The sequence below is a fragment of the Streptosporangium sp. NPDC000563 genome (assembly GCF_040299985.1).
In the GTDB taxonomy this organism is placed as follows: Bacteria; Actinomycetota; Actinomycetes; order Streptosporangiales; family Streptosporangiaceae; genus Streptosporangium.
Genome location: NZ_JBEPDA010000001.1, coordinates 1,615,832 through 1,635,619 on the forward strand (window position 1 = coordinate 1,615,832; position 19,788 = coordinate 1,635,619).

Annotated in this window: 9 protein-coding genes; 3 read left to right on the forward strand and 6 right to left on the reverse strand. The window is 69.7% G+C overall.

Annotated features, from left to right (window positions below; genetic code table 11):
* The first annotated feature begins 126 nt into the window (after positions 1 to 126).
* Positions 127 to 11,814, forward strand: coding sequence for a DUF7927 domain-containing protein (locus ABT352_RS07735; protein ID WP_350943297.1), 11,688 nt, complete (start codon positions 127 to 129; stop codon positions 11,812 to 11,814).
* 67 nt (positions 11,815 to 11,881) lie between these two features.
* Entirely contained in the window at positions 11,882 to 12,583 is a 702-nt protein-coding gene (locus ABT352_RS07740; protein ID WP_350943299.1) for a hypothetical protein, read from the forward strand.
* 252 nt (positions 12,584 to 12,835) lie between these two features.
* On the opposite strand, the gene ABT352_RS07745 is transcribed toward ABT352_RS07740, so the two are convergent.
* The 6 genes from ABT352_RS07745 to ABT352_RS07770 form a co-directional block, all read right to left on the reverse strand.
* Positions 12,836 to 13,552: an ABC transporter permease gene (locus ABT352_RS07745; RefSeq protein ID WP_350943300.1), complete on the reverse strand. Its 717-nt coding sequence runs from the start codon at positions 13,550 to 13,552 to the stop codon at positions 12,836 to 12,838.
* A gap of 2 nt (positions 13,553 to 13,554) precedes the next feature.
* On the reverse strand, positions 13,555 to 14,469 hold the full coding sequence (locus ABT352_RS07750; protein WP_350943301.1) for an ABC transporter ATP-binding protein: 915 nt from the start codon (positions 14,467 to 14,469) through the stop codon (positions 13,555 to 13,557).
* Positions 14,466 to 15,356: an ABC transporter permease gene (locus tag ABT352_RS07755; protein ID WP_350943303.1), complete on the reverse strand. Its 891-nt coding sequence runs from the start codon at positions 15,354 to 15,356 to the stop codon at positions 14,466 to 14,468. The genes ABT352_RS07750 and ABT352_RS07755 overlap by 4 nt, the downstream gene beginning before the upstream one ends.
* Positions 15,349 to 16,254: an ABC transporter ATP-binding protein gene (locus tag ABT352_RS07760; protein ID WP_350943304.1), complete on the reverse strand. Its 906-nt coding sequence runs from the start codon at positions 16,252 to 16,254 to the stop codon at positions 15,349 to 15,351. Before ABT352_RS07760 ends, ABT352_RS07755 begins: the two co-directional genes overlap by 8 nt.
* Before the next feature lie 84 nt (positions 16,255 to 16,338).
* Positions 16,339 to 17,289, reverse strand: coding sequence for a DUF389 domain-containing protein (locus ABT352_RS07765; RefSeq protein ID WP_350943306.1), 951 nt, complete (start codon positions 17,287 to 17,289; stop codon positions 16,339 to 16,341).
* Between the two features lie 112 nt (positions 17,290 to 17,401).
* Positions 17,402 to 17,983 carry a hypothetical protein gene (locus ABT352_RS07770; protein WP_350943308.1) on the reverse strand — a complete coding sequence of 194 codons (582 nt, stop codon included), beginning with the start codon at positions 17,981 to 17,983 and terminating at the stop codon, positions 17,402 to 17,404.
* A 400-nt stretch (positions 17,984 to 18,383) separates the two neighbouring features.
* Here ABT352_RS07770 and ABT352_RS07775 point away from each other — a divergent pair, with 400 nt between their 5' ends.
* Positions 18,384 to 19,733: a cytochrome P450 gene (locus tag ABT352_RS07775; RefSeq protein WP_350943310.1), complete on the forward strand. Its 1,350-nt coding sequence runs from the start codon at positions 18,384 to 18,386 to the stop codon at positions 19,731 to 19,733.
* Positions 19,734 to 19,788 lie beyond the last annotated feature (55 nt).

The window sequence follows — 19,788 nt, forward strand, 5'->3', positions numbered from 1 at the left end:
GAGGTTTCCGCTTGGAAACGATGCTTATCGAGTCGATGGCCTGATCCTGGTCGCCGACACTCACGCCGTTCTCGCGATGCTCGCATGGCGGCGGGCCGCTGACATCATGATCGATCGGAGGGTGGTGTGTCGCCGTTCACCATTGTCCGGGGCGCCGACCCACTGTCGCGATCCGAGCGAGGGCTCGCCAGGTTTCTCACCCTGACTCTGATCTGGACCTGTGTGGTGCTGACCTCGGTGACCCCCGCGTCGGCGGCGGGCACCGTCGTGTTCAACCAGCCCTTCCACAACAACACGCCGGACGGCGACGGTGCCGTGGTGCTACCCGCGCTGCCGGCCGGAGTGAGTACGCCGAACTTCGCGTGCCTGTCAGCCTCCGGCAACACCAGCACGGGCGTCCTGCGTAGCTGCGCCGGCGCTCTGGACAGTCAGGGCTCCGGCAAGCTGCGGCTGACGGACACCTCGACCTACCGGGCGGGCGGCGTCTTCGGTGCGGTCAGCGTGCCCACCTCGCAGGGGCTCGACGTCACCTTCAACACCTACCAGTACGGCGGGAACAATGCCGACGGCATCGCCTTCGTGCTGGCGGCGGTCGATCCGACGACCCCTCAGTCGCCGCCCAACATCGGTCAGGTGGGTGGGGCGCTGGGCTACACCGGGACCAACAGCCTTTCCGGTCTGGCCTACGGCTACCTAGGTATCGGCCTTGACGTGTTCGGAAACTACAGCACCAGCACCTACCAGGGAACAGGCTGCGCGAATCCGGCCTATATCAGTACGACCGGCGGCAAGGTCGCCGGTCAGGTCGTCGTGCGCGGGCCGGGTAACGGCACAGTCGGCTACTGTGCGATCAACAGCACGGCCACCTCGACAACCTCCGCCGCGCTTCCCCTGCGGGCGGCCACCCGCACGGCCGTCCCGGTACAGGTCGGTATCAATCCCACGAGCTCCACGCAGACGACCGCGAGCGGTCTGACGGTCCCGGCCAACAGCTACCAGGTGGTGGTCACCCTGGTCGGCGGCGCCACCAGGACCCTGTCCGGGACGCTTCCCACCGTCCAGGCCGGCCTGTACCCGTCGAGCTGGCTGAACTCCGCCGGGATCCCCAGGCAGCTGGCGTTCGGATGGGTGGGCTCCACCGGGGCGGTGACCGACTTCCATGAGATCGGTGAGGCCAAGGTGACCACGATCAGCGCCGTCCCCGAGCTGACCGTCGCGCAGACGAGTTACAGCGTCACGAGTCCGCAGCAGGGCGCCCCGGTGACCTACAACGTCGTCGCGGGGGTCGACGTCGGCATCGCAGAGACCGCCCCGATCTCCATGACCCAGACCATGCCCGCGGGGGTGACGCCGGTAGGCGCGTCCGGCACGGGGTGGGTGTGCGCGGTGCCGTCGGGGCAGTCCATCACCTGTACGAACAGCAACGGCCCGTTCCCGGCGGCGGCGACGTTGCCGCCGATCACCGTACACGGCGTCGTCACCGGGAGCAGCGTCACGTCGGCGCTGATCCAGACGGCGACCGTGGTCACCTCGTCGTCCGTCGACGCCAACCCCGCCTACTCGACGACGGCGACCGCCGGCACACTGCCGTCGGCGCCCGGCAATATCGGGCTGAGCCCGAACTCGGGCACGATCGCCGGTGGCGGGACGGTGATCGTGTCCGGCACGAACATCTCCGGCGCCACCGCCATCGAGATCGGCACCACCGCCCAGCAGCAGGCGGGAACCTCGGTGGTCCTGCTGCCGTGCCCCACCGGGGTGACCACCGGATGCTTCGTCAACAACGGCAACGGCACCCTGACCATCCCCTCCATGCCGGCGCGAGCCACGGCCGGAACGGTCAATGTCACGGTCGTCACCCTGGGGCGCTCCGCGTCCGCGACATACACCTACATCTCCGCCCCCTCGGCACCCGCCACGCCCACCGCGGTGGCGGGGAAGACCAGCGCGACGGTGAGCTGGACGGCGCCGGCCGGTAACGGCAGCACCATCACCGGCTATGTCATCACGCCCTCCATCGCCGGAGTGGCCCAGACCCCGCTGTCCTTCGACGCATCCACCACGAACAGGACATTGACCGGGCTGACCGCGGGCGCGTCCTACACCTTCACCGTCGCCGCGGTGAACGCGGTCGGCACCGGCCCGGCCAGCGCCGCCTCCAGCGCGGTCACCCCCTACGACGTCCCAGGCCGGCCCATCATCACCTCGGCCACGGCGGGCACCTTGTCGGCGAACCTCACCTGGACGGCACCGGCCGGTAACGGCAGCACCATCACCAGTTATGTCGTCACTCCCTTCATCGCCGGTGTCGCGCAGTCGACCCAGACGTTCAGCGGCACCGCGACCAGCCAGACCGTTACCAACCTGACGGCGGGGACCTCGTACACCTTCACCGTCGCCGCCGTGAACGCGGCGGGTTCCGGCCAGGCGTCCCTGCCCTCCGGCGCGGTCGTGCCCAACACTTCACCGAGTTTCACCTTCGCCGCGCCGCCCGCCGGTGAGGTGAACGTCCCCTACAGCTTCTCGTTGACGATCACCGGTGGAACCGCGCCGTACACGTGGTCGGTCAGCGACGGCAGCCTGCCTCCCGGCCTGACGCTGAACGCCTCCACCGGCCTGCTGTCCGGCATCCCCACCCTGGGAGGCAGCTACTCCTTCACCGCGCGGGTGACGGACGCCAGCGGTGCGCGTGCCAACCGCGATGTCACCGTGGTCGTCGCGGCGGCGCCGGTCCTGACGTTCGCGGCGCCGCCCAGCGGCGCGGTGAGCATTCCCTACAGCATCCCGCTCACCGTCACCGGCGGTACCGCGCCGTACGTCTGGTCGGTCACCGCGGGCAGCCTGCCGCCGGGTCTGACGCTGAACGCCTCCACCGGCCTGCTGTCCGGCACGCCGACGGCGGGAGGCAGCTACTCCTTCTCCGTCAAGGTGGTCGACGCGCTGGGCCAGAGCAGCACCAGGACGGTGAGCCTGACGGTCGCGGCGCTGCCGACGTTCACCTTCAACCCACCGCCGACCGGCCAGGTCGGGGTCGCCTACAGCGTGCCGCTGACCGTGAGCGGCGGTACCGCGCCGCTCGTCTGGTCGGTCAGCGCGGGCAGCCTGCCGCCGGGGCTGACGCTGAACGCCTCCACCGGAGTACTGTCCGGCACGCCGACGGCGACGGGCAACTACCCGGTCACCTTCCGGGTGGTCGACGTGAACAATCTGGCGGCCACCCAGTCCGCGACCTTCGTCGTGGTGGCCGGGCCACTGGCTATGGTCAAGACGGCGAGCGCCTCCTCGACGGTCCCGGGGGGCACGCTCAACTACACGATCACTGTGACCAACACCGGGACGAGCGCCTTCACCGGGGTCACGCTGACCGACCCGCTGGCGGACGTCCTTGACGACGCTACTTACAACGCCGACGCGACCGCGAGCGCTGGTTCGGTGTCGGTGACCGGGCAGACCCTGAACTGGACCGGCAACGTGGCGGCGGGGGCGACCGTGACCATCGCCTACTCGGTGACGGTGAGCAGTTCCGGTACCGGCAACAAGGTGCTGGCCAACGCGGTGACCTCGTCGACGGTCGGCAGCACCTGCCCGGCGGGCGGCGGCGATCCACGCTGCTCGGCCATCGTGACCGTGTCCGGGCTGGCCATCGTCAAGGTCGCCAGCCTCTCGACGACGACTCCCGGTCAGAGTATCGGCTACACGATCACGGTGACGAACAACGGCCAGACCCCTTACACCGGCGCGACGTTCATCGACTCGATGGCCGGCCTGCTCGACGACGCCGTCTACAGCGCCGACGCGACCGCCTCCAGCGGCAGCGTGTCGTACACCAGCCCCAACCTGACCTGGACAGGGAACCTCGCTCCGGGAGGAAGCGCGAACATCACCTACTCGGCCACGGTGCGAAACCCCGACACCGGGGACAGGAGCGTCTCCAACACGATCTCCTCGTCCACTCCCGGCAGCACCTGCCCGCAGGGAAACCCGGGCCCGCAGTGCACCGCCACCACCTCGGTCCTGGTTCCGGGCCTCGCGATCAGCAGCAGCTCGGACGTGGCCACCACGACGCCCGGCTCGGTCGTGCGCTACACGTTCACCGCCTCCAACACCGGGCAGACCCCCTACGTCGGGACGAGTATCACCGTCTCCCTGGCGGACCTACTGGACGACGCGACGCCCAACGGCGACATCTCCGCGACGACGGGAACCGTCGTCACCAACCCGGACGGCACCGCCACCTGGACCGGCGACCTGGCGGTCGGCGCGACCGTCACCGTCACCGCCTCGGTCACCGTGAACAATCCCGACACCGGCAACAGGGTCCTGAGGACCTTCGCCGTCTCCAACGCGCCGGGCAGCAACTGCCAGGTGGGCAACCAAGCCCCCGGGTGCTTCAGCGTGATCACGGTCCTGATCCCCGGCCTGACGATCGCCAAGGCGGCCGACACGGCGACCACGACCCCCGGCTCGGTCGTGAACTACACGGTGCTGGTCACCAACTCGGGGCAGACCGCCTACACCGGTGCGACGTTCGCCGACGCGCTGGGCGGGGTGCTCGACGACGCGACCTACAACGCGGACGCCGCCGCGACCGGCGGCTCGGTCGGCTTCGCGGGCTCCACGCTGACCTGGACCGGCAACCTCGCGGTCGGGGCGACCGCCACGATCACCTACTCGGTGACCGTCAACAATCCCGACACCGGGAACAAGACACTGACCAACACCCTCACCTCGACCACCGTCGGTAACAACTGCCCCACGGGCAGCGGCGACGCCCGGTGCGCCGGCAGCGTGACGGTTCTCGTCCCGCAGCTGACGGTGACCAGCACGACCCCGTCGAGCACCACGGTTCCGGGCGGCGTCGTGTCGTACACGTTCGCGCTGGCCAACACCGGGCAGACCCCCTACGTGGGCATCAGCGCCACGCTGGGTGTCGAGGGCCTTTTCGGCGACGTGACCTACAACGGCAACCTGCTCGCCAGTTCGGGCAGCCTCGACGTGCTCCCGGACGGCTCGCTCCTGTGGACGGGGGACGTCGCGGTCGGCGCGACGGTCACCATCACCGGTTCGGTCACCGTGAACGACCCCGACACCGGCGACAAGGTCCTTCAAACCTCCTTCACCTCCGCCGCGCCCGGCAGCACCTGCCCGAGTGTCGGTGCGACGGCGCCCAGCTGCTTCACCCTGGTCACCGTCCTGGTCCCGGCGCTGACGATCACGAACACCGCCGACACCCAGACGACCACGCCGGGCGGTAAGGTCACCTACACGACGACGGTCACCAACACCGGACAGACCTCCTACACCGGAGCCCAGGTCGTCAACCAGCTGGCCCAGGTGCTCAACGACGCCGCCTACAACGCCGACGCGACCACGACGGCCGGTACGGTCGCCTTCGCCGGGTCCAACCTGACCTGGACCGGAAACCTGGCGATCGGGGCGAGCGCGACCGTCACCTACTCGTTCACCGTGAACGACCCCGAACTCGGCGACGGGCAGATGACCAACGTCGCGGTGTCGTCCACGCAAGGCAGCACCTGCCCTGCGGGAAGCACCAACGCGGCGTGCACCTCGACGGTGCCGGTCCTGTCTCCGGGACTGACCGTGGTCAAGACCGCGAACGCCGCGACGACGATCCCCGGGGCCACCGTCGGCTACACGGTCACCGTCACCAACTCCGGGCAGACGCCCTACACGGGGGCCACCGTCACCGACGCGCTGGGCGGGGTGCTGGACGACGCGGTCTACAACGCCGACGCGACCGCGACGGTCGGCAGCGTGTCGTACACCAGTCCCAATCTGACCTGGACCGGAAATCTGGCGGTCGGGGCGAGCGTGACGATCACCTACTCGGTCACCGTGAGCAGCCCCGACACGGGTGACGCCCTGCTCGTGAACAGCACCGCCTCCTCAGCGCCGGGAAGCAACTGCCCGGTGGGAGGGACCGACACCCGATGCACCGTCTCGGTGCCGGTTGCGCGGCTGGTCATCTCCCAGAGTTTCGTCGGGAGCAGCACGACCCCCGGCTCGACGATCCGCCTCAACGCCACGTTCACCAACACCGGGAACGTCCCCTACACGGGGATCAGCATCGCCAGTCCCACCGCGGGCGTCGTCGACGACGCCACTCCCAACGGTGACCAGACCGCGAGTTCGGGAACGCTGATCCTCAGCTCCACCGCGATCACCTGGACCGGCAACATCCCCGTCGGGGGCGTCGTCACGGTCACCGGCACCCTGACCGTGAAGAATCCCGACACGGGCAACAAAGTCATCACCGGCACCCTGGTCTCGACCGCGCCCGGCAACAACTGCCCGCCCGGCGGCTCCGACCCCCGCTGCACCTCTTCGATGAACGTGCTCGTCCCCGGCCTGACGATCACCAATGTCGCCGACACCGGTGCCACGGTCCAGGGAGGCACCGTCGGCTACACGGTCACCGTCACCAACTCCGGGCAGACGGCCTACACCGGGGCGACGTTCACCGAGTCGCTGACCGGAATACTGGACGACGCGGTCTACAACGGCGACGCGAGCGCGACGAGAGGCACCGCCGCCGTCGCCGGATCCACCCTGAGCTGGACCGGTGACCTGGCGGTCGGGGCGAGTGCCACGATCACCTACTCGGTCACCGTGCGAAACCCCGACCCCGGTGACAAGAACCTGGCCGGCACGATCTCCTCGCCCACCACCGGCGGCAACTGCGCTCCGGCGAGCGGTAACGCGCAGTGCACCAGCAACGTGATCGTGCTCATCCCGGCGCTGACCATCGTCCAGACCGCCACTCCGACGACGGCGGTTCCGGGAAGCACGGTCACCTACACGGTCGTCGCCACCAACACCGGGCAGCTCCCCTACGCGGGGGCGACGTTCACCGACTCACTGGCGGGTGTGCTGGACGACGCGGCCTACAACACCGACGCGAGCGCGACGAGCGGCACCGTGGACTTCGCGGACCAGGCCGTGACCTGGACCGGGGACCTCGCGCCCGGTGCGAGCGCGACGATCACCTACTCGGTCACCGTCGACAACCCGGATACCGGTGACGCGAGCCTGGTGAACACGATCACCTCCACCACCTCCGGCAACAACTGCCCGTCCGGCGGGACCGACCCCCGCTGTGGCACCACCGTCGCGGTCACCGCGATCACCACCCTGACCTTCGACAAGGCCGCGAACACCCTCTCGGCCGCGCAGGGCGAGACGGTCACCTACACCGTCACGATCAGTAACAGCGGGCTGACACCCTACGTCGGCGCGACGTTCACCGACGACCTGACCGACGTTCTGGACGACGGGACCTACAACAACGACGCCGTGGCAGGCGCGGGCACCGTCGGCTACACCGCACCCAACCTGACCTGGACCGGCACCGTCCCGGCCGGCGGGTCCACCACGGTCGTCTACTCGGTGACGGTGCAGGCCTCACCCGACGGGACCCTCGTCAACACCCTGGTCTCGACCTCGCCGGACGGCAACTGCGCCTCGGGGAGCACCGACCCGCGCTGCACGGCCACGGTGACCGTGGCCAAGCTGACCATCGTGACCACGTCCAACGCGGCGACCTATCTGCCGGGGCAGGTGGTGCACTACACGTCGGTGATGACCAATGCCGGGCAGACGCCGTACAACGGGATCAGCGTCCTGTTCAACGGGATCGAGGGCGTCGACGACAGCGTGCCCAACGGGGACCAGAGCGCCACCTCCGGGTCGCTGACCCTGGGGCTCGACGGGCTGACCTGGACCGGGAGCATTCCGGTGGGCGGCAGCGTCACGGTGACCGGCAGTATCACGATCAACAATCCCGACACCGGCGACAAGCTGATCACCCTCACCTCGGTCTCCTCGGCGCAGGGCAGCGTCTGCCCGGTGGCGACCGCTCCCGGCTGCACCAACTCGATCACCGTGCTGACCCCCGGGCTGACGATCACCAAGACCGCCGACCGGAGCACGGTGGTCCCCGGTGGCACGGTGGCGTACACGATCACGATCGCCAACAGCGGGGACAGCGCGTACACCGGTGCCGTCGTCACCGACACGCTGACCGGGGCGCTGGACGAGGCGACGTACAACGGCGACGCGGCGGCGACGACCGGCACGGTCGTCCTCACGGCCGGGGCGCTGACCTGGACCGGTGATCTGGCGGTCGGCACGACCGCGACCGTCACCTACTCCGTCACCGTCAACAGCCCTTCCACCGGTGACAAGCTTCTGAGCAACAACGTCGCCTCCACCGAGATGGGCAGCACCTGCCTGCCCGGCGGCGGAAGCCCGGCCTGCAATGTGGGCGTCGTCGTCCTCACACCGATCCTGACGATCGAGAAGACGCCCGGCGTCACGTCGACCACTCCGGGAGGTACGGTCACCTACACGGTCACCGCCACCAACACCGGGCAGGTCCCCTTCGCCTCGGCGACGTTCACCGACGCGCTGGCGGGGGTGCTGGACGACGCGGTCTACAACGCCGACGCGAGCGCCACGAGGGGAGCCGTCGCCTTCACCGGCTCCAACCTGACCTGGACCGGAGCCCTCGCCCCCGGGCAGGGGGTCACCCTCACCTACAGCGTCACGGTCGACACCCCGGGCACCGGTGACCTGATACTGACCAATATCGTCACCTCCGCCACCTCGGGCAGCACCTGCCCGACCGGAGGCACCGATTCGCGGTGCTCCAGCGAGGTGCCGGTCTCCAGGATCGCTATCACGAACGTGGCGAACGCCACCACGGCGCTCCCGGCCCAGGTGGTCACCTACACGATCACGGTCACGAACACCGGGAAGACGCCGTACAGCAACGTCGTGGTGAACGACCTGCTGGGCGGGGTGCTGGACGACGCGACCTACAACGGCGACGGGGCGGTTTCGGCGGGTGGTTTCGGCTTCTCCAGCAGCGACGAGGGAACCTGGACGCTTCCCCTGGCGGTCGGTGCCAGCGCCGTCGGGACCTTCTCGGTGACGGTGCTGAACCCGGACCCCGGGAACAAGATCCTCACCACCGTGATCACCTCGGCGACCCCGGGCACCAACTGCCCGGTGGGGAGCGCCGACTCCGCCTGCACCTCGACGGTCGACGTGCTGACTCCCGTCCTCACCGTCTCCAAGAGCGCGGACCGGACGACGGTTACACCCGGCGGGACCGTCACCTACACGATGACGGTCGCCAACACCGGGCAGGCGCCGTACACCGGGGCGACGGTGACCGACGACCTCACCAAGGTGCTCCCCGACTCCGTCTACAACGCGGACGCGAGCGCCACGAGTGGCGCCGTCACCTTCGCCGGCCCCAACCTGACCTGGACCGGCGATCTCGCGGTCGGCGCGACCGCGACGATCACCTACTCGGTCACCGTGCTGAACCCCGATCCCGGTGACAAGCTGATGGTCAACCGTGCCTTCTCCGACACGCTGGGCAGTACCTGCCCGTCCGGCGGATCCGTCCCGGCCTGTACGACGCTCGTCATCGTGCTCGTACCGGCGCTGACCATCGTCAAGACGGCCAACACGGTGACCACGGCCCCTGGGAGCACGGTCGGCTACACGATCACCGCCACCAACAGCGGGCAGACGGACTACACCGGCGTGAGCGTCACCGATCCGCTGGCGGGTGTGCTGGACGACGCCGCCTACAACAACGACGCGAGTGCCACGACCGGAACGGTGGGCCTCGCAGGGCAGACCCTGACCTGGACCGGCGATCTGGCGGTCGGGATGACGGTGACCATCGGCTACTCGGTCACCGTCAACAGTCCCGACACCGGAAACCGGGTGCTCGCCAACGCCGTCTCCTCGTCCGCGCCGGGCAGCACCTGCCCGGTGGGTGGCACCGCCCCGGCCTGCGCCTCGTCGGTGGCCGTCCTCGTCCCCGGACTGGCCGTATCCATCGTCGCCGATCGGGCGACCACGACTCCCGGCGGCGTCACCCGGTTCACCGTCACGATCGCCAACACCGGTCAGACCCCGTACGCCGGCACGAGCGTCGCCAACTCCCTCGCCCGGGTGCTGGACGACGCGACCTACGACAACGACGCGACCGCCACCGTCGGCACGGTGGGCCTCGCCGGTCAGACTCTGACCTGGACCGGTGACCTGCCGGTCGGGGCGACCTCGACCGTCACCTACACGGTGAAGGCGAAAGACCCCGACACCGGTGACACGAGCATGACCAACACCGTCTCCTCGTCCGCGCCGGGCAGCACCTGCCCGGTGGGTGGCACCGACCCGGCCTGCGGCGCGACCGTCACCATCCTGATCCCCGCGCTGAGCATCGCGATGACCGCCGACACGGCGACCACGACACCCGGAAGCACCGTCGGCTACACGATCACGCTCACCAACACCGGGCAGACGGACTACACAGGTGCCTCCGTCGTCGCCGCGCTCAACGGACTGTTCCCCGACACGGTCTACAACAACGACGCGAGCGCCTCCACCGGCGTCTTCGAATACATCGCGCCGAACCTGACCTGGGTCGGATCCCTCGCGACCGGCGCGAGCACCACGATCACCTACTCCGTCACAGTGAAGGACCCCGACCTCGGTGACAAGGCACTGACCAGCGATGTGACCTCCACCGCGCCGGGCAGCACCTGCCCGGTGGGTGGCAGCGCCCCGGCGTGCACGACGTTCGTGCGTGTCCTGATACCGCAGCTCACGATCACGCAGACCGCCCACGCCGGCACCGTCGTCGCAGGGGAGGCCGTCAACTACACGGTGACCCTGGTCAACACCGGCGAGACCGGCTATTCCGGCGCCGCGTTCACCGAGTCGCTGGCCGGGGTGCTCGACGACGCCGTCTACGCCGGTGACGCGACCGCCACCGTCGGCACCGTCACCTACGCCGACGGCACCCTCACCTGGACGGGCGCCCTCCCCATCGGCGACACCGCGACGATCACCTACTCGGTCACCACCGTCTATCCCCCGCCGGGCGACAAGACCCTGACCAGCACCGTCAGCTCCGTCACGGCCGGGTCGACCTGCCCCGAGGGGGGAACCGATCCACGCTGCACCACGACCGTCGCCGTCCTGACTCCCGGCCTCACCATCGTCAAGACCACGAACGACAGCGGTGCCGTGGTGGCGGACGCCACAGTCCAGTACACGATCACGGCCACGAACACCGGTGAGGCTCCGTACGCCGAGGCCGCGTTCACCGACACGCTGGCCGGGGTTCTCGACGACGCCACCTACAACAACGACGCGACGGCCACCGTCGGCACCGTCACCTACACCGACGGTGTCCTCGGCTGGACCGGCGGCCTGCCGGTGGCGGCGAGCGCGGTCGTCACCTTCAGCGTGCTCGTCACACACGAGGGCACAGGCAACGCGATCCTCGACAACCGGGTCACCTCGGCGACGGTCGGCAGCACCTGCCCCGTCGGAGGCACAGACCCCGGCTGTTCCGTCCAGAACGCCGTGACCCCCACCAGCATCACTCTCATCGACCTGACCCCCGACTTCACCTTGGCCGGAAAACCGGATTCGACGGTTCGCCGCAACGAGGCCGTGACCATGACGGTCATCACGAACAGTTTCGACGGCTACACCGTCACCGTTCAGGCGGCGTCTCCCGAGCTCACCTCCGACCAGCCGGGCAACGACGCCACCATCCCGATCGGGAACCTGCGCGTGCGCGAGAGCGGTACGTCGTCGGCCTTCCAGCCCCTTTCGACCACCGACCCGGTACTCGTCCACAGCCAGTCGGGTCCGTCCGCTCCCAACGGAGACGCCATTGGCAATGATTTCGAGGGGGACATCCCCTTCGTGCCGATCGGTGGCTATTCGGGGACGCTCACCTACGTCGCGACGGCCCAATGACACGGTGCCGTCACCGAGGCATCGCACACCACTCACCTCGTACACGAGCAACGTGAAGGAGAAAGCCATGGCATCGATCGTGATGACCTGTCCCTCCACCGGCCCACGGCGCGCCGCGGCCGTCTGCGGGCTCGGCGCGGCCATGGTCGTCGCCCTCGCCGCACCGTCATCGGCTGCGTCCGTACTCAAACCGCATCCCGAGGGCCCCGAGAGCAGGGGCGAGAAGGCGGCGGCCGGAGGCGTACCCAGCCTGAGCATCAGCATCGACAACGGCCGGACCGCCGCCGAGGAGGGGGACCGGCTCACCTATACCGTCAAGGTCCGTAACACCGGCGCGACCCGGGTGCGCGAACTCGACCTCACCCAGACCCTGCCGACCGGCCTCAGGTTCGTCTCGGCGGACGGCCAGGGCTCGGCCTCGAAGGGGCAGGTCCGCTGGAGCGTCGATGTACCGCCTGGCAAGGAGGCCACCTTCCACACCGTCGCGGAGGTGGGGGCCACACCGGCGGATCTCCTGCGCCTGGCCAGCATCGCCTGCGCGAGCATCGAGGGAAACGACAGGCCGATCGTCTGTGCCACCCACTCCGACCAGTTGCCGGCCGGCGCGGCGGCGGCCGAGGCCGAGCACGTGGCCGCCCACCCCGTGTCGAGCCGCCTGGGGTACGTGGGTATGGGCGCTGCTGCCGCGCTGTCGGTCCTGGTACTGGCCGGGCTACTGCTCCTCCGCCGCTCCAGGCGCGGACGCCACCTGCGGGAGCCGTCCTCGTAACGATCAGAGCGACGAAGTACGGGGTCCGTGCTCCGTCGCTCAGGAGTGTGACCGAAGCCGCGCCTCCAGGGTCCGGATGCCGACCTCCCCATCGACGACCCTGGTGCGGCGGAGCTCTCGTTCGGTCAGGACGCAGAGGTGGCCCTGAGCCATCAGGCCGGGACATCCCTCCATCTCCGGGAGTTTTCCGAGGTGGGAGAGTTCCGTGGCAGGGGCGCGAGAGCAGACGACGACATGTCGGTGCTCTTTCGTTCACTCGTCGCCGGTGAGGGAGAAGCTCCGCAGGCGTACTCCCGCCCAGACGACAGCGCCGACGGTGACGATCAACAGGGCCGGTACGGCGAAGCCGAGGGTGATCTCGGTGGAGAAGAACGCGGAGGAGGAGATCTGGTCGGCGATCGTCTGGGCCCACTGCTGGATGGAGAACCTGCGGGCGCCGGGGACGAAGTTGCCGACCACGCCCTCCCAGACGAGCGCGTAGACGATGCCGATCGTGACCGCGTGCCGGGTCAGCACCCCCAGCAGCATGAACACCGCCGCGTACGCGATCCCGCCGACGAGGGAGCCGAGCGCGAAGCCGTACGCGATGCCGGATTCGAGGTTGACCAGGAGATAGGCCGCGACGAAGGTCGGTACGGCGGCGAACAGCGCGAGCATCGAGGCGGCGACCACGAACTTGGTCTGGGCGATCACCGAGCGGGAGATCGGCTTGGACAGCAGGTGGATGATCGTGCCGTCGTCGATCTCGGGGGCGATCACCCCGGTCCCCGCGATCAGGCCGAGCAGCGGCAGCATGGTGCCGATGGCGAAGGTCTGCATGAGCGCGACGGCGGTCCGCTCGTCGGCGGCGCCGATGAACCTCATCAGCGCCGCCATGGCGATCAGCACGACGGGCAGCATGATCAGCAGCCAGATCCGGCGGCGGCCGAGGAGCGCCCGGTAGGAGATTCCGGCGATGACACCGTTCATGGTCAGCTGCTCCTGTTGATCAGGTAGGAGAAGACGCTCTCCAGGTCTTCGTCGGCGGGGGAGACCTGCATGATCCGGACGTTCGCGTCCCTGGCGACCCTGGGCAGCAGCCAGGTGAAGCGCCGGAAGTCGACGGCGTGCACCTCCAGGCCCGTCTCGGTCAGTGAGACGGAGCCCGAGGAGGCGTCGGCGATCAGCGCGGACGCGAGGCGGCGGTCGTCGCTGGAGCGGACCTTGAACAGGTGGGGGCGGTCGGTCATCCGGCGGCGGATCTCGCGGAAGTCCCCTGAGGCGGCGTGGCGTCCGGCGACGAGGACCTCGATGTGCTGGGCGACCCGCTCCACCTCCTCCAGGATGTGCGAGCTGAACAGGATGGTCTTGCCCGCGGTGCCCATGGAGCGGACCAGGTCCATCAGGTGCAGGCGCTGGCGCGGGTCCATGCCGTTGAACGGCTCGTCGAGCAGCAGGACCTGCGGGTCGTGGACGAGGGCCGCGGCCACCTTGACGCGCTGGCGCATGCCCTTGGAGTACGTCTCGATCCTGCGGTCCTTGGCGCTCTCCATCTCGACCAGGGCGAGGGCCTTGCGCGCCGCGTCGTCGGGGTTGGGCAGGCGGTGCAGCCTGGCGCTGGACAGCACGAACTGCCAGCCGGTGAGGAAGCCGTAGACGGCCTCGCGCTCGGGGACCAGGCCGATGGAGCGGTAGATCTGGTGGTTGCGCCAGATGCGGTCGCCGTCGAGGGTGACGGTGCCGTTCGAGGGGGGCAGGAAGCCGGCCATCATGTGCAGCAGGGTGGACTTGCCCGCGCCGTTCGGGCCGAGCAGTCCGGTGACGCCGGGGCCGACGGTCATGGTGATGTCGTTGACGGCGACCACGTTGCCGTACCACCGGGACACCTGGGCCAGTTCGATCTTCATCGGGAGGCCGCCTTACGGTAGCGCGCGATCAGGGCCGTGAGGGACAGGGCGATGAGTGCGATCATGATCGCTCCCGCGACCAGGGTTCCGCCGCTCGCGGGGTAGATGACGCCCGCGCTGGGCTCGGCCCCGAAGATCCCGACGTGGACGGCGGCGTCCACCAGGAAGAAGGGGTTGATCAGCCAGGCCCACGCGGCGGCGCCGTCGTCGCCCATCGACTCCAGCGTCGCGAACAGCACGGTCGACACGGCCGAGGCGAGCAGGTAGAAGGCGATGACGGAGGCCACGCCCAGGCCGCGCCTGGGGGTGAACGAGGCGATGGCCACGCCGAGGCAGGCGAGCAGCAGCGCGTAGCCGACCGCGCCGACCATGGCGGTGAGGTATTCGAAGGTGTGCGTGTCGCCGGGCAGGTCGATGACCACCTCGCCGATGTAGAGCACGGTGAGCGGCACCGCGAGCAGCAGGAACATCGCGCTCGCCATCGCCGCGAGCTTCGCCCCGACGTAGTCCCAGATCGTCACCGGGCGCGACAGGTAAAGCGGCAGCACCCGGAAGCGCAGGTCGGGCGCGACGGTGTACGGCGACTGCGAGGCGAGGAAGATCGCGAGCACGGCCTGCATGACGATGGCGTACTCGCTGTAGCGCATCCCCTCCTGCTTGATCAGCGCCATGGCCGCGATGGAGACGACCGCGGGCAGGAGCATCACGCCCAGGAGCACGAACGGGATGATCTTCGAGCGGGCGGTGCGGCCGAGCCCGAAGATCCCGCGCAGGCTGTGCACGGTGAGTGCGACGGCGGCCTGGCGTCGGCCGAGCCGTGCCCCCTCGTAGTGGCGGTATCCGATGTCGTGGATGACACCCGTGGGTTCGGAGACGGACTCAGACATTGGCGGGCTCCCTGAAGACGTCCTCGATGCGCTGGCGGCCCTGCTCCACGCGTACGAGGGAGAGGTCGAGCTCGCAGACGGCGTCGCGGAGCACGTCGAAGGTCTCCGGCGCGCGGACGTGGACGAGCAGCATCCTGCCGTGCGGGGTGACGGTCTCGCCCAGCTCGGTGAGGCGGGCCGCCAGCGCGTCCTGGCCCTCCTCGACCTCGACGGTCACCGTCTGGGTGCTCTGGGTGAAGTCCCCGATGGAGGAGGAGCGCAGCAGCTTGCCGCCGTCGATCACGATGACGTGGTCGCAGACCCGCTCCAGCTCGCCCAGCAGGTGGGAGGTGACGAGCACGCTGATGCCGAACTCCGAGCCGATCCTGCGGATGAGCGCGAGCATCTCGTCGCGGCCCCGGGGGTCGAGGCCGTTGGTGGGCTCGTCGAGCAGGACGAGGCGCGGGTCGTGCACCAGGGCCTGGGCGAGCTTGACGCGCTGCTTCATGCCGGTGGAGTAGCCGCCCATCGCCCGGTAGCGCTCCTCGTACAGCCCGACGTGGCGCAGGACGTCGGCGGCGCGCTCGCGGGCCGCGGTGCGCGGCAGGCCGGACATCTGGGCCATGTGCACGGTGAACTCGGTGGCGGACAGGTCGGGTGGCAGGCAGTCGTGCTCGGGCATGTAGCCCACGATCCGGCGGATCTCCGCGCCCTTGGTCGTCACGTCCATGCCCAGCACCTGGGCACCGCCCGCGCTGGGTTCGAGGAGGCCGAGGAGGATCTTGATCAGCGTGGACTTGCCCGCGCCGTTGGCGCCGACCAGGCCGGTCACACCGGAGCCGACGGTGACGGTGAGCTGGTCGAGCGCCGTCACCCGGGGGAAACGTCTGGTTAGTCCCTCGGTGGCGAGGATAGTCATGCTCGGACACTATCCGTCGCCGCAGGTGCGCACCTCCGTCATGCGAAGGAGTCTCCCCTCGTCCAAAAGGTCAATTCTCAGCCGCTATCTCCCACCCGGGCGCGCCGGCAGCCGCATGCCGAACCGGGACCAGTAGGCCCTCTGGACGAGCAGCGTCACCACACCGGAGATCACCATGCCCGCGACGTTCACCCCGAGCTGGACGGCCGAGGCGGCCATGTCGCCCCAGCGGGCGAGCGCGGCGGCGACCGCGAAGTATCCGGCGGCGGGGACCGTGGTGACCGAGATGAAGACGCCGACCAGGGCCGAGGACTTGCCCGCGGTGACCGAGAGCACCCCGGCGGCCCCCGCGAGCAGCGCGACGATGAACGACCACCTGTCGGGCTTCACGATGAACTCGATCTCCTCGTGCCCGGTCGCGAGCGTGCCCACGCCGATCCAGCCGAGCCCCCGCGCGGCCAGCGCGCAGACGAAGGTGATCGTGAGGGCGGCGGCGAAGCCCAGGACGAGTGTCCTGGCCGCGCGGCCGATGAGGTTCCCGTCGGTGCGGAGCAGGCCGAAGCAGATGGCCGCGATCGCGCCGAACTCCGGCCCCAGCACCATCGCGCCGATGATGAGGATCGGTGAGTTGACGATCACGCCGATCGCCGCGAGCAGCGTGGCGATCGTGAGGAACGCGAGGAAGGCCCAGGTGAGCCGGGTGTCCTCGTCGACCCGCTGGGCGAACTCCGCCCAGACCACGGCGTCCTCGCTGTCGCCGGGTGCCTCCTCCTGGGCGCGCTCGGCCGCCTGTGAGATCGACAGGTCGATCTGCTCGGCCGCGATCGACCCCTCCGTGTGGAGGCCGAGCTCCTGGAGTCGCTCGATCACCTGGTTGGCGGCCTCACGGGCGATGTCGAACTGGACGAGGTCCCCGGCCGGGGAGCGCGCGACACCGGGGAACAGGACGATGTTGAGGACGCCGACGCACTCGTCGAGCACCTTCAGCACCTTGTCCGTCAGCTCCGCCGGAGTGATCACACGTAGATGCAGCACGGGCCAACCCTAGGACCTGGCTCCCGGCCGGCTGAAGCCCGGGAGCCGTACGGTCGTCGTCCGCCCCTTTCCTGCGTCCCGACTGCCCGGGCCGGTGCGGGAGCGGAGCCCGTCAGGGAACCTTGAGGGCGGGGTCGGCGCTCAGGCGCCGGAGCAGGTCGGCTGTGCGGGAGGCCCGCTCGGCGTCCTGGCCGGTCCGGTGGTCCGACTCGATGGCGTCCGCGAGGGCGCCCAGCTCCCGCGGCGGCAGGAAGGCGTGCGCCGCGCGCAGCCGCAGCAGGATTTTGCGGCCGCCCGGCTCCTGGGCGTACAGGTACAGGTAGGGGAGCCGGTGGCCGGTCAGGTCACGGGCTCTTGAGCACTCGGGGAAGGAGTCCAGCCAGACGTGGGCCCGCGCGAGATCCACCCTGCGCGTCGTGAACGCGCCGTGGACCTCCACGACGCTTCCCTCCATCTCCGCGCGGAAGCGGAGGACGCCGAGGAGGACGATGAGGAAGACCACCATGACCAGGGCGAGGGGCAGCGTCAGGATCAGCGAGGAGTCGTCGAGGGAGAGCTCGACGGCCCGCCCGATCTCCGAGATCGCGAACAGCGGGAAACCGACGAAGGGGACGGCGAGGAGTATGGCAGCGATCTTCATGCCGGTGCTCGCGCCGACGCTCAGCTTCAGCGGACCATGAGATGAGATGCTCACATATAAGACACTAATCCACTCTTCTGGAGAGGGCTTGGTGCTGTTACGCCATACATAACCGCAGGCGGGGAAGTTTTTTACCTCCGATGGGTGAGCGGCCGAAACAGGGTCCGGAAAGGTGACGGGGTGTGACGCCGGAGGTCCACTACGTCATGATCATGGCCTTGACGTGCGGATTCGTAGTCGTACGGTTACCGATCGCATCTCGGTTCACGTTTCCGGGGAAGGTGTGGGTGTGTGTTCCCGCCGTGCCCGAGCGGGAACGGACGACCTATTCACGGGATACCTCCGCAGCGTTTATTCAACCAATTCTGTCAATAAAACACCGATATTCCCCATTGTTCACTCAATAACCATCGAGAATGACTCGCAGGTATAGGCTTCCGCTGTTCCTGGTGTGGTGTCGGCCTTTTTCGTCGTCGCCGCCTGCCGGTGGGCCCACGGTCCGGTCGCCCGCCCGGCGAAGGTGGCGGGCGGCGCCCTCTCCCGGCAGGGCGCGGGCGGCACCACCCGCGCGTGCACCCGAGGTCACGGACGGCATGGGGGTGGGATGGCGACGGCCGGCGAATCGGATCGGACCGCTTCCGGCGGCGCGGCGCGCCGGTACCGCCGTGACCCGCTGGGGTTCGTCGAGTGGGCGGCCCGCGAGCACGGCCCGGTGTTCCGGCTGCCCGACGACGGGTCACTGTGCGTGGCCGACCCGGTCGAGGCCCTGCGGGTGCTGCACAACGAGGAGGGGCACTACGACGAGGTGTCCGACTTCTTCCATGTCCGCGGCGGGCGGCTGGGGCCGCGGGAGACACAGGTCGCCATCGGGCGTGCGGCGCGGGCGACGGTGCGCGCCCACCTGGCCGCCCACCGCGAGCGGCTGCCCGCCGTCGTGGCGGGGCTGGGGGAGGTCAGCGAGTGGCCGTCGGCCGGGCGCGCCGCCGCGCACCGGTTCCTGGCCGAGGCGCTGCTGCGCCCGGACAGCCCGCCGGCGCTGCGGGAGCTGATGACGCGGGTGGTGGAGCGTGACGTCCTGATCCGTTCCGGCGGCCGGCCGGCACGCGTGGCGCGGGCGGCGCTGTGGGCGCGCGTGGTGCGGGCGGTCGCCGGCGAGGTGCGCGCCCGCCGGGCCGGCCGGGCCGGTGTGACCGGTCCGGCCGGTCAGGAACCCGGTCGCCCCGGAGACCTGCTGGACGCCGTGCTCGGGTCCACCCCGCCCGACACGCCCGCCGCGCAGGTCGCCCAGGTGTATCTCCTGCTGTTCCGTACCTCGGTGGCGCCGGTCGGCCACGTGGTCGGCTGGGCGCTGCTGGCGGCCGCCGCCCACGGCGTCGACCTGGCGGACGTGCCCGCGGAATCGGCCGTACGGGAGTCGCTGCGGCTGTGGCCGGTGGCGTGGCTGCTGGGCCGCCCGGTACACCGCGCCCACCGGATCGGCGGCGTGCGGCTGGAGCCGGGGGAGAGCGTGTCGGTCTGCGTCTACCTGCTGCACCGCGACGAGCGGTACTGGTCGCAGGCCGCCCGGTTCCGGCCAGGACGGTGGGACGACGGCCCCGGCCCTCGCGGGGCCTACCTGCCCTTCGGCGGCGGCCCGTTCACCTGTGCCGGGGCCGCTGTCGCGCAGACCCTGGCCACCGGCCTGCTCGCCGCCGTGAGCGACGGCGCCCGCCTGGAGGTGCGCGGCGGCCACGGGCGCCCCCACGTCGCGGGCATCATCACCCCGCCCTCGTTCCAACTGCGCCGGACCCCCATCAGACCCTGACCGCCAGCGGCCACCAGGAAGGGAGGTGAACTCCATGAGGAAGTTGCTGCGCCGT

What these genes read in the sequence shown, in the direction of transcription:
- ABT352_RS07740 (WP_350943299.1), top strand. Translation starts at nt 11,882, where the DNA reads ATGGCATCGATCGTGATGACCTGTCCCTCCACCGGCCCACGGCGCGCC.
- ABT352_RS07745 (WP_350943300.1), bottom strand. Translation starts at nt 13,552, where the DNA reads ATGAACGGTGTCATCGCCGGAATCTCCTACCGGGCGCTCCTCGGCCGC.
- ABT352_RS07750 (WP_350943301.1), bottom strand. Translation starts at nt 14,469, where the DNA reads ATGAAGATCGAACTGGCCCAGGTGTCCCGGTGGTACGGCAACGTGGTC.
- ABT352_RS07755 (WP_350943303.1), bottom strand. Translation starts at nt 15,356, where the DNA reads ATGTCTGAGTCCGTCTCCGAACCCACGGGTGTCATCCACGACATCGGA.
- ABT352_RS07760 (WP_350943304.1), bottom strand. Translation starts at nt 16,254, where the DNA reads ATGACTATCCTCGCCACCGAGGGACTAACCAGACGTTTCCCCCGGGTG.